At 64.3% G+C, this 11655-nt stretch carries 7 protein-coding genes; 4 read left to right on the top strand and 3 right to left on the bottom strand.

The window, feature by feature from the left end; genetic code table 11:
* Positions 1-162: 162 nt before the first annotated feature.
* The gene (locus ENE75_RS10565) at positions 163-1125 is read left to right on the top strand and encodes an alpha/beta hydrolase (RefSeq protein WP_128198742.1); all 963 of its coding nucleotides are present in this window, start codon (positions 163-165) and stop codon (positions 1123-1125) included.
* Positions 1126-1153: 28 nt separating this feature from the next.
* On the top strand, positions 1154-2203 hold the full coding sequence (locus ENE75_RS10560) for a ketopantoate reductase family protein (protein ID WP_199232277.1): 1050 nt from the start codon (positions 1154-1156) through the stop codon (positions 2201-2203).
* Positions 2204-2463: 260 nt separating this feature from the next.
* Here the strand turns inward: ENE75_RS10560 and ENE75_RS10555 are convergent, their stop codons facing one another.
* The 3 genes from ENE75_RS10555 to ENE75_RS10545 form a co-directional block, all read right to left on the bottom strand.
* Positions 2464-3681: a nucleotide pyrophosphohydrolase gene (locus ENE75_RS10555; RefSeq protein WP_128198281.1), complete on the bottom strand. Its 1218-nt coding sequence runs from the start codon at positions 3679-3681 to the stop codon at positions 2464-2466.
* A 164-nt stretch (positions 3682-3845) separates the two neighbouring features.
* Positions 3846-4751, bottom strand: coding sequence for a hypothetical protein (locus ENE75_RS10550; RefSeq protein ID WP_128198280.1), 906 nt, complete (start codon positions 4749-4751; stop codon positions 3846-3848).
* Positions 4752-9917: a hypothetical protein gene (locus ENE75_RS10545; RefSeq protein ID WP_158288913.1), complete on the bottom strand. Its 5166-nt coding sequence runs from the start codon at positions 9915-9917 to the stop codon at positions 4752-4754.
* 376 nt (positions 9918-10293) lie between these two features.
* Between ENE75_RS10545 and ENE75_RS10540 the strand changes: the two genes are divergently transcribed.
* Both ENE75_RS10540 and ENE75_RS24850 read left to right on the top strand, forming a co-directional pair.
* Complete coding sequence (locus ENE75_RS10540; protein ID WP_158288912.1) at positions 10294-10884, top strand: type IV toxin-antitoxin system AbiEi family antitoxin domain-containing protein; 591 nt, start codon at positions 10294-10296, stop codon at positions 10882-10884.
* Positions 10881-11594: a hypothetical protein gene (locus ENE75_RS24850; protein ID WP_158288911.1), complete on the top strand. Its 714-nt coding sequence runs from the start codon at positions 10881-10883 to the stop codon at positions 11592-11594. Before ENE75_RS10540 ends, ENE75_RS24850 begins: the two co-directional genes overlap by 4 nt.
* Positions 11595-11655 lie beyond the last annotated feature (61 nt).

The raw sequence follows: 11655 nt of genomic DNA, 5'->3' as shown, positions 1-11655 counted from the left end.
TGGGTGTGGGTGGGGAAGACCAAGGTCGGAGACGCGGCAAACCTGTGCTCCGACGCGAGCAAGGACTGAGGGGAACTGGGCAGCCTCAATCGGCGGATGTATATTGTGTTTACATATCCGGGCGGGCAACCGCTGTCCGTCGCCATTGATCGGGATCGCTCCATGCACGAGACTGCATCGCTCCGCCTGGTCGATCCCGAACTTCTCTCGGTCATCGACCCATATCCGCAGGTCGGCTTGCCGATCACCGACGTGCGCGAGGTTCGCAACGAACTGGCCCGGATGCTCGCTGCGTCACCGCGACCGAGCGACGCACGCGTCGAGCGGGCAGAGGTATGGATCCCCGGTCGCAAGGGCGCAAGTGATGTTCGTGCCTTGATCTACAGCCCGGTCAACCGAAGCGGCCCGCTCCCGGCCGTGCTGCACATCCATGGCGGCGGGTACGTCGTCGGAGCCCCGGAGTTTGCCGAGGCTGGCAACCTGTCGCTGGCGGCAGACCTGGGCTGCCTTGTCTGTTCGGTCGATTACCGCCTGGCGCCCGAGCATCCCCACCCCGCGCCGCTGGACGACTGCTACACCGCGCTCATCTGGTTGCACGACGAGGCTGCCGTGCTGGCGCTAGATCGAACACGTGTCGCGGTCAAGGGCGAGAGCGCCGGAGGCGGCATCGCCGCCGCGCTGGCCCTGGCAGCACGTGATGCAGGCGGACCGCCGCTGCGATTCCAGCACCTGACCGCCCCGATGATCGATGACAGGACCTGCGTCGAAGGCGATCCCCACCCACTTGTGGGTGAATTCGTCTGGAACCGAGAGCGCAATAGACAGGGCTGGGAGGCCCTGCTGGGGCATCCGCCAGGGCTGGATGGCGTCTCCCACCTGGCTGCAGCCGCCCGCGCGAGGGAACTGAGCAGTCTTCCTGCTGCCTACATTGCGGTTGGAGCGCTGGACCTCTTCCTTGAAGAGAACCTCGACTACGGACGACGACTGACGCGAGCGGGCGTGCCAGTGGAGATGCACGTCTATCCAGGAGCTTTTCATGGCTTCGGAGCCGCAGTGCAGGCCCGCGTTGCTCAGGCTGCCGCACGCGACAGCCGCGAGGCCCTGCGCAGGGCCTTGCTGGGCTGAGCAAACAGCTGCCAGGACTGGAGACTCCGTGATCGAGACGACAAGCTCTGGCATTGACGCGGATCACCCGCTTCTGGTGTGGGGTGGTGGCGCCATCGGCGGAACGCTGGCGGCCTACTGGGCTCGTGCGGGTCTGCCGGTCCGCATTGTGGACATCGCGGTAGACCATGTGCGCGCCTGCAGTGGGTCAGGGCTGCATGTCCATGGCCCGGTCGATGACTTCGTCCAGCGCGTCGATGCCTGCACTCCCGACGCACTTCGGGGTCGGTATTCGCGCATCGTGCTGGCCGTGAAGGCGCAGGCTACTGAAGCAGCCGCCGCCTCGCTGGAGCCACATCTGCGCAAGGACGGCTTCGTGCTCTCGGCGCAGAATGGTCTCAACGAGATCGCACTGTCGCGCATCCTGGGTGCCGATCGTGTCATGGGCTGCTTCGTGAACTTCGGCGCCGACTGGCATGGCCCTGGGGACATCCTGTACGGCAACCGCGGTGCTGTCGTCGTCGGCGAGACCGACGGCAGCACACGCCAGCGCACCCGCCACATGCACGCGCTCCTGAAGCTCTTCGAGCCTGGTGCCGTGCTGACGGACAACATCTGGGGCTATCTCTGGGGAAAGCTGGCCTATGGCTCGATGCTCGTCGCTACGGCGCTGACAAACGAGTCGATGAGCGAGAACTTTGCCGACCCACGGCGGTTTCGCGTTTTCCTTGAACTTGGACGGGAGGTGATGGCCCTGGCTGAGGCACGCGGAGTGACGCCCATGGGCTTCGACGGATTCAGGCCGGAAGCGTTTCAAGCGGGCGCACCGGAGGCCAATGCGCGCGCCGTCATCGCGGCGCTTGCTGCGTTCAACGCCAGGACGAGCAAGACGCATTCTGGTGTCTGGCGCGATCTGGCGGTACGAAAGCGGCAAACCGAAGTCGCCGGCCAGTACGGGGTGCTGTTGCATGTCGCCCGCGACTCTGGCTTGAAGATTCCCACCCTGGAGCGGCTTCTCGTGCTCATCGGCGACATCGAAAGCGGTCGACGAGCACAAGGGGAGGCCACATTCGAGGCATTGATGGAGGTTTGCGTTTGAGCACGATCCATACGCCGCGACGAGGGCGGCCGTCATGAAAGTGCAGATGGCGCTTCGTCGTGCTTCGACCCTTGCCCCTAGGAAACACGCCCAGGATGTCCGGGACGGTGGCCCTACTCCGGATCGAAGAGCAGTACGAAGCATGCGGTCAGGACGTCCAGCGACATGACGGGGGCAACCATGCGGGGATCGCACGACCGGCCCGGCCGCGCGTCACAGTCTTCGCACAGCGCGACCTGGGGAAGCGGGAGGCAGGACGACTACAGGCTGTACTGCACCGCGCCCGTATCGCTGATCGCGATCTTGCCGGCGGCCACCATGTCGTTGAGCGTCTTCTGGATGATCGGATCGTCGTCCTTGGCCACCAGCAGCGACTTGATCATGGCCAGCAGGGCGGCTTGGCGCGCGGGCTTGCTCTGCGTCTTTTTGAGGCTGGCAATCACGTGGTCCAGGCCTCGGGTCTTCTTCGCGAGGGCGGCGGCCTTCTTGGCGGCCGCTTGAGGCTTCGGTGTGGCTGCTGGTTGTCCGGTCGTCTTCTTGGCCGCCGTCTTGGCCGCGGTCTTCGCCGGTGTCTTCTTCGCAGCTGCTTTCTTGGCGGGGGACTTTGCTGCGGCCTTCTTGGCAGCAGGCTTGGGCGTTGCGGGGGTTGCTGTCTTCGCGCTCGCGGTGGTCTTCGCCGCAGCCTTCTTTGCAGCTGGCGGCGCCGCCACCGCAGCCGGGATCACGGCCGGGGTCGGCGTGGGTGCCTGTGAGAACATCGGGCCCCCGTTGGCCTTCGGTTTGGAAGCACCGAAGCCAGCCTGCCGCGCCGAGAACCCCAGCTCCTCGGCGTGCTCCAGCATCGGCCCATAGCCCTTGTCGTTGGACACCACCACGAAACGCGCGTCCGGGTGCCGCGACGCGATGTAGCCCATGTAGAAGGACAAGTGGAAGTCCAGCGCGTTCTTCCCCGTGCGCGCGATCTTCACGGGCGTGGCTCGCGACCCAAAGGACCCATAGCTTTCCGGATCCACCTTCTGATTCGGCGAGTGGAAGATCCAGACGTCCGTGACGTCGGGGACGAGGGCGCGCAGGTCGCCCTCCCTGGGCTGCACGTTCTCCCAGTCCACGAGCACGTGGGTCTCGACGGTGGAGGTGGCGGCGGTGCCGGCCGGGAGCCCGGTGCGCAGGGGCGGGTGCTTCTTCGCGTTCTTGACGAGCTTGCGGCCGATGGCGCGCTTGAGATCGACCTGGGTGTGGTCGGCGATCTGAATCAGGTACAGCAGGACGTCTGCGACCTCGTCGGAGATCTGCTCGCGCACGACGGCATCGGTGTGGGCCGAGGCCGACTGCTCCGGCGTCATCCACTGGAAGATCTCTGCCAACTCGGCCGCCTCCACCATGAGCGCCGTGCTGAGGTTCTTGGGCGTGTGGAAGGGTTGCCAGTCGCGCTCGGCCGCGAAGGTGCGCAGGGTGGCCTGCAGGGCTTCGATGTCCACGTCTTGTTGTCCTTCCCTGGGATCGGTCAGGACCGCAATCTCTCACGAAACCCAGTGCCCGCCCTTTCGCGGTGTAGGCGGAGTTTCAGGGGGAGGGTAGCTGGGTCGTCTCCCTCGGGACTCGAACCCCAGTGGACATAAGACCACGCATGCCCGGAGCAACCCTAGCGCAGGCTTCCCCAAAGCTCCTCCTGGATCCGCTGAAGGTCGTCCGGGACAGCGACCGCCAACTCCCTGAGTCCGCAGAACTCCTTCAAGACCAGCAGGTCGAGATCCTTGTCTGACGGGCGCAGGGCGCGGGTCACGGTCACGATCACGTCCGCCTCGCGACGCGCGAGGCGAAGACTCAAAAGCAGATCGCTGAGGTTATCCACCCCCTTGAACCTTCGATACTCGAGACGTAGCGGGCTCGACCGCTTGAGCAGATCCTTGATCGCCGCGTTGGCCGGATGCTCGGCCCACTTGAGCTTGACCATTGCGTGCGTGCCGCTCGGGGAGACCTCGACCACGCTGATCCTCACTCTGTGCTGCCCATCGGAGTTCAACTTCTTGGTCGGCAGGTTGATCGGGTCGAGCGTCTTCCCGTCTGCGGTGACGATCTTGCCGGCCGCGGTCGGCGAGAACATCATCCGCTTCACGAGTTCTGGGCTGTCGACCTTGGCAATTCCCTCGTGGAACTTTTCGATGGTGAAGCCCCTTGACTTGACTTCGCGGGCCAAACCTTCGGCATCACGATGGGCCTTCACGGCGCGGTCGCGCTCTTCCTTCTCCTTGTCGGTCTTCGGCCCCTCGAGCTTCTTTTGTTCGGTGCGGAGCAGCCCGACTGACAGGATCAACTTGATGGCCAGCTCGGTGTCGACATAGAGCGCTGCTGTGCCAGGCTCGGTCACTGCCGCCATGAGGTCGATGCCTGCATGCCTCGACGCGTGAATGAAATCATCCAATGGCGTCTTTGCTACTCCCACCAGCAGGCGCGCGTGCTTTTCCAGCAGAGGCCGACTGAGCTTCGTTGAGGCAAACAAGTCGATCAGGTTCTTGCGGACCTTCTCGTTCCTTTCTTCGCGGTTCATTTAGTTCACTTCCTTCAAGACCTGGTGTGCAGCAAGCGATGAGATGCAGGCAGCCCTGGTGAGGCCGGTGAGCGGTCCGGTTCGTTTGCGGTTGTGGGGGTCATCTGCCGGCGCAACTTGGTACAGGCAGTGCTGTCCAACGTCGCGCTCCCTGGTGCCCACGGCGAGACGCCCATCGAGTTCAAGCACCAATGCAGGATCCACTTCGAAGGCGCCGCCCAGGGGCTCGCGCACAAGCAGCGTTGCGAGGCCCTCAGGCATGCAAGTCGCCAGTCTCCTGATCACATCGTTCTGCGAGGCGGATGCAGGCGACAACAGCAACAGCCGCCGACGGTCGACCGCTAGGCAGTCACTCAGCTGAGAAAGCGCCTCCACAGGCAAGCACGAGAAGTGATCACTGAACGCGTCGCCGACCTCACCCCTGGCTAGTTCCAGATCGGTGTCGGCGCCTCGTTCTCCTCGCGGCTGTCCGCGACGCTCCCAAACCGTCTCCACCGACGGCGCGAGCCGCGCGATGGCGTCGTCCATCGATGCAGCCGTCAGGGCGCCGACGCCGCAGTGGTGGCCTGCCGTCGCACTCGGCACGCCGGCCAAGGTCCAGAGGCCGTAGCGTGTCAGTGCGGCGAGTGCTGGGGCTGCAGGGTCTTCTCCTTCATCGGGCGTCAAGACCGGTGGCAGCTGACCGCTCTCAAGCGAACGGGCCGCCAGACGCGCTGCCATCTGGCGGCCGATCCAGTCCCAGTGGTCGAACCGCTGCCCGGACCGCTCTGCGCGTGACTTGGCCGCGCGACGCGCCTGCGTTGTCTCGAACAACTGCTTCTCGTAGGCCACGGAGACACTCACGCCGACCAAGGTCAGGCGAAGCTCGTGCGCACGAACCCAAGGCCAGACCGAGTAGTAGTAGCCCAGAAACGTGGGCACTCTCCCGTGTCCAAGAGCCGAAATCGCTTGAGCGACCGACTCCCGGGTCGTATGCGGAGCCGTGTCGCCAAACGTCGCGCCGGTTGTGCCCGACAGCAGTGACTTGGCCCAGTTCTCCCACTGTGGGAAGGCGATCCGGCAGGCTGCGCTTCCGCGGGCGGCGTGGAAGCGAAGGTTCACGTCTCCGGTGACGAGGAGCAAGGCTTGATGGATGGCATCGCGTATCGCCTTCAGCAGCGTCCAGTCGTCGCCGTCCTCGTCGAGGAACAGGAACTCGCCGAGGCCGTCGATTTCCTCTCCATCGAAGTCGAGCAGACGATCGGCAAGCGCCTCGGTCAGTGCAATCAAGCGGACGGCGAGGTGATTCTTTAGGGCGCTGAATCCTGCCGGCTGGATGCAGAGCATCCGAGAGGCGTCGGTCACGCAGCGCGCGAAGGCTGTGTCCAGCTCTCCGGTTCGCGCAGGCACCTCGATCAACAGGTCGAGCAGCAGGTCGGCACGCTTCTGGGCGAGTGGCCAATCTCGAAGCGCGTGGTGAACAAGCGGGCGCGCCGCCTGGAAATCCTCGATCCTCAGGAGCGTTGCCGCGGAGGACTGGCGCATGCCGTCTTGGCGATAGATGTCTTCTGGATCGATCAGCCCTGGCGGCACCTCCCAGCCCAGCATCCTTCCGACCTTGAGGAAGCGGCGCAGGCCGTCGAGTTCGAGATCTCCCTTCTTGCCCTTCTTGCGTGCGTCGAGGGCGATCGCCGCCACCGCGAGTTCGACCCAGGCTTCGAAGTCGACGCCGGTCCACTGGCGCATATCGTCCGAAGGTGAAACCAGTTCCAAGGCCAGCGCCACCTCGGTCCAATAGGTCGCGATGCCACCCCAACTGCGACGATCCTTGTGGCGGTCGAGGATCAGGTTGGCCTCCTTCCTCACGACGGCGAGTGCCGCCAGCGCTGGCAGGTCCTCGACCGGTTGGTGGCCGACGAGCGCTCCGAGGACCGCCTCGGCTGCCTTCTCGTTGCGGAGGTGATCGTCGGCGTCGAGGTCCTCGCTGGTGAGCTCCTTGTTCTCGAGATCGGCTGTAACCTTTGTCGCCCGCGCCTCGTCTTCGCCATGGCGCTGCTGGGTCCCTCCGTAGCGAAAGAGCACAGTCCCGGTGACCCGAATTCCTTGTCGCAGGGAACCGGTGCGAAGGCGTACGCGCCCCGGGCGCAGAGCCCTCTGCTTCGACAGCACGTCAACTGGCAGTCCAGTGGCGTCAGCTGTCGCCAAGCGCAGGATCGAGTGAGCGCTGAGCGCTGACGACATCACGCATCGCAGCGACGCGGCGTAGGTGGCCGGATTCAGGTGGAGCCTGAGCCATCGTCCTGCCATGGCGATGAACGCCAGGAGGATCTCCGGTTGGTCCTTTGGCCAAGTCACGTCGGTTGCCGCTGTCTTCAGCCATCCGCCAGCAGCGGCGGTCACTGCCGACCACGCAGGCGCCGGTTTGCCCGCAACTCTTGCGAGCGCCGCCAGGGTGGGTGGTGACAGCGGCACCACCAAGAGATTGCTCCTTCCCTCTCGTGTCCACGCTGCGGCACAGGTGGCGGCAACGGAGACGAGGGCGTCAGGCAGGCGATGCCAAATCTCAGCGACGTCTTCATGGTGCATGCCGTCGAAGACAACGAAACTCAGCAACAGGTCGATCCAGGGATCCCGTGCTTCGTCCGGCGTGAGCAGCCGGCTCCGCACTTCGTCTGTCGTCGTGAGCGCCAGCAGCGTGTGACGATCGGCCAACGGAGGGAGCAGCCGCCCTCCGACGCCGCGCCGCGGATGCACGTAGGCATCACCGCGTACTGGAGGTGCAGCTACCTCCTTTGTGAAGGCGATGCGCCGCCCTGAGGTTGCCGGCGCGGCAAATGGTGCAAAGGCGCTGTCCGCGAGCAGCGAATCCAATGCCGAGCGCAACTGCTCCAGGAAGTGCCGGGGAGTGATAGCACTGGCATCACCGAACACCTCGGCATTCAGGTTGTGGTGACCCGTCATGGCGCGGATGAGCCAGTGGTCGACGCCAGCCTCAACCATTCCCGACACCAGCTGATGGCGACCGATATTGGCCTCACGCTTGAAGTGAGTCTGGCTGAGGTCATCGACCTTTTGGAGATCGAGGCCTGTGCGCTTGAGGCGCTCCTTGCCGTTGCGGACGACGACCTTCAGGCCGAAGAAGACGACCTTCGAGGGGGCACCCTTCACCACGGCGTCGTTCAAGGCCTCAGGTGTGTTCCGCGCGATCGCGGCGTGAAGCGCATCGAGGTCGCCCAGCAGGCAGGTGCGCAGTTGCGCTATGCGAAGCGTCACCGGCAGGAGGCGGTACGCGTCGTAGAGTGAGTCGACCTTGTCGCTGATGCAGATGTAGTGGTCGTTGCCGAACATCGCCTGCCCGGTGAGCCGTGCGATGCGAGTCAGTCGATGGCCGCTGATGCATCCAAAGGACAGCAAGCGTGCGCGGACAAGATTGCCCCAGGCGGATTCGATCTCGGCGAGGCAACTGGCATGGCCGAGTGCGGCCAGGGCTTCGGTGGCCTCGGCCTGCACGCCCTTCCAGCCTTCGATGTATTCCTTCCACGAGATGGCTTTGTCTGCTCCGAGCACCTCTTCGTCATCGGGCGGGAGGTCGGGCGGCGGCTTCCAGCCCATGCGGGTCAGCACGCGTTGTTGCTGCGCGTGGACGAACCTTTGGCTCAGGGTGACGTAGTGCATCATCCCTGCGGCGGCCATCGAGTTATCGAGGGCTAGGAACATCGCCATCACGTCGCTGCCGGTGATCTCCTTGACTGCCGGGCCGAGCGATCGGGCGTGGCGGCCAGCGTACTGAGGGTGGACGATGTCGCCCTTCTTCTTGAGGTACGACCGGTACTTCTTGAGAAACTTGGTCTTTGCCTCAGGTGTGGCGCCGGCCTCCAAGAGGTCGCCAAGGCAGTTGGCGCCGGGGACGCGGGCGTACTGCTCTCGGTGGTGCTGCGCGAGGTCGGGGTCGATAGCGATCCGCAGGCGGCCGTATTTAGGCCTCGTCTCCTTGGGCGAGTCGCCTTTGTCCTCCTTTCCCAGGACCTGCGAGTAAGGCGCCCAGTAGCACCCGCCCTTGACGTCATAGAACAACCCACCGGTGTCCGTGAGTGGCACGGTCAAGACGAGCTGCGGCGGCAGAGAGCACTGCTGGCTGTGATACGCGACGCAGACCTTGTTCTTGACCTCGGTGTCGCCAACGAGGAAGTCGTGCTTGAGAGCCCTGCAGACGATCGTGTGATCTGCCAGAGGTGCTACCCCCCAGGATGTCGTGACGCCCAGCTTTCGCGTGAAGGGCGCATACAGGCCATCCACGATCCGCCAACCGATCAGCGAGATCTTCTTGACCTCCCCGGGCGAACTGTCGGGTCCGGGTTTCCCGTGGCCTTCAGTGGCGCTGGGCTTCGACTCCGGGGCCGGCGAGTCAGCGATCAGCAGGTCTGCTGGCTGACCGTATTCCAGCTCCGTCGGGTCCTCTTCATGCTGGGTTTCTGCCGTGGACTCGGCCTTGTCCCCAGCACTGGGGGCATTAGTGGCAGCCGCGTTTGGATCTGCGATTGCGCTGCCCAAGGCGAGCAGGACGTCATCGATGAAGTCGCGCGCAACGGCGCTCTTCAGGCTGAGCTTGAGTTCACGCAGACCGTCCTCGTCGATCTTTGCGTGGCCGATGACTGTCCTCCAGTCCTCGTGCTGACGGGAGCGATTGCGATTGCAGATCAGCAGCGACTCGTGGTTCTCAATCGCCGAACGTGGCAGTGGTTCCCCCTTGGAGAGTGCGCTGGCGATGCGGGCGCCGAAGAGAGCTCTGACCTTCTGCAGTTCATCCGCGTCGAGGGAGGAGTCCTCCAGGCGTGAAAGCATGTCGCCTGGCGTTGGCTTCTCTTCTTCAGTGGAAGGCAGTCCAAGCTCGGGCCTTCCCCATGCCTCCATCGCGTCGATGCGCTGCCCGAAACTCGTGCCACCTTCGGCCCATTGGGCGTAGCGCTGCGTCCCGTAGACGTGATGTGCTGCATTCAGGGCATCTACCACTTCGGCCAATGCCGGGGCGATGCCGCCAAAAAGGTCAACATGCCCGAAGAGCCTGAGAAAGGCTGTCTCGATGGGCGTGAATGGCATGTCGCTCTGCGGATGCGGTACGACTGGTTGTGCAGGCAGAGGGTGGTCTGCAGTCGAGGTCTCGATGTCGTGAGGTGTGTTCGTGGTCATGTCTTGCTTGGGTTCCTGGCTGGGTTCTGACTTCGGGCGTAGCTCCGCCCTGCCGCCGCGCGGAGTGCGCTGGCAGGCATCGATGCGTTCTGGGTGAGTTGCCGTCGGCAGCCCGGCTAAGGGCGACTTAGGCAGGCTCGTGGCGCCGCGTTGTCAGGGCGCGCCGGGCGGGGGTGGCAGGGCGCCGGGATGGCGGACGTGGCAGAAAGTTGGGTAGATCGAGTTCATGGATCGATCTTTTTCTGGCTCGTCAAGTCAGAACGGCGAGCATTCGGGTGCATCCGAACCACTTTCAGAAGACAAGTCCATCCGCGGATGCAGAGTCGACATATAGTGCATAGCCAAATTTACGAACGCTAGACATTGAGTTCTCTCGGTGGATACCTCGAAATCTCAGCTTCCTGCTGGCTCAGTCACGAGCGCACAAGCGCTGACGGGCCGTGGACTCCATCGCTCTGCGATCGGCAGGCTCGTGCACGGCAAGGTCCTGATCCGCGAACCCCGTGCCCGCGGCGTCTACCGGATCGCAAACCGCGGGCTCTCCCTGCATCACGACCTTCTGGTGGTCGCGCTGTACGCGCCGAATGCCGTGTTCTGCCTGTTGACGGCGTTGCGATGGCATGGCCTCCGCGGGCCTTGCCCCGATATCTGGCTGTGCGTGCCTGCTCCGAGCCGGTTTCCAGACCTTGGCCATCTGCCGCTGGAAGGCGTGAGGCCCCGTGCGTTGCCTACCGGATGGGAAACGGTCGAGGTGACCCTCGAAGAGGTGCCGATGCAGTTCACGTCGCCTGCCCAGACTGTTGCCGACTGCTTTCAGTACAGGACGCGCATTGGCCTCGACGTTGCAGTGGCAGCCCTGCGGGCGCTGGTTCGAACAGGGACCACGACCATGGAAGACATCTGGCGCTGCGCCAAGGTCAGCGGCGTGGAAGCCGAGGTGCTCCCCTACATGGAGTCGATCCGGTGATCTCTGACCGCGTCAAGGAGGTTCAGGGTCAGCTTCAAGACCGTGCGCGTGCCAGGCGAGAAGAGTTCAGCGCCGTACTGAGCTGGTACCTGGCGGAGGGGTTGGCCCTGCGGCTGGCTCAGCACACAAAGTTCCGCGACCAACTCCTTCTGTCCGGAGACCTGATGCTTCACCCTTTGCTGGGGGGCGAGGCACCGTTCGAGTGGCAGGCGGAGTTGCTGGCGACAGAGCCGATGACCACCAGTGAGCTCGCTGACCGCCTCCGCGAAGTGTGTGGTGTCGAGGTGGACGATGGGTTGGAGTTTGAGCTGCCGCCCTTTGGGCTGACCGACCCGGTCGAGATGGAAGGCGGCAGGTGCGTTGTTGTCAACCTCAGCGGCCGTCTGGGCGGCATCGTGTCGCCGCTTCCGGTCGTGGTCAGGGTCGATGAGCGGTTCCGGCAGAAGCCGTGCGACTACCTCTTTGAGTCGTGCTTGGGTGGCTCGGTGAGCGCGCGAGTGCTCACGTGTGCGCCGGTGGTGCTCGTGGCGCTTCGGCTTCGCGCAGCTGTTGACCTGGGTGCAGCGCCAACAGGGCTAAAGATGCTCTGGGACCTGCACAGACTGATCACGTCCGGGCAGGTCAATGCCAGTCTCGTTACTGCCTGTCGCCGCCGATGCAAAACTGACCCACTGCGCCGAAGTAAATCTGACCCACCTGGGCGAAGCTGACGGCCTTTTGGCCGTCGATGTTGACCCAGGAGCAAGCAGTGGAGATACGAGTGATGGCCCG

The organism is Rubrivivax albus (assembly GCF_004016515.1).
Taxonomy (GTDB): domain Bacteria; phylum Pseudomonadota; class Gammaproteobacteria; order Burkholderiales; family Burkholderiaceae_C; genus Rubrivivax; species Rubrivivax albus.
Note: the sequence above shows the minus strand (reverse complement) of the source record. Positions and strands in the feature narration are given on the sequence as shown.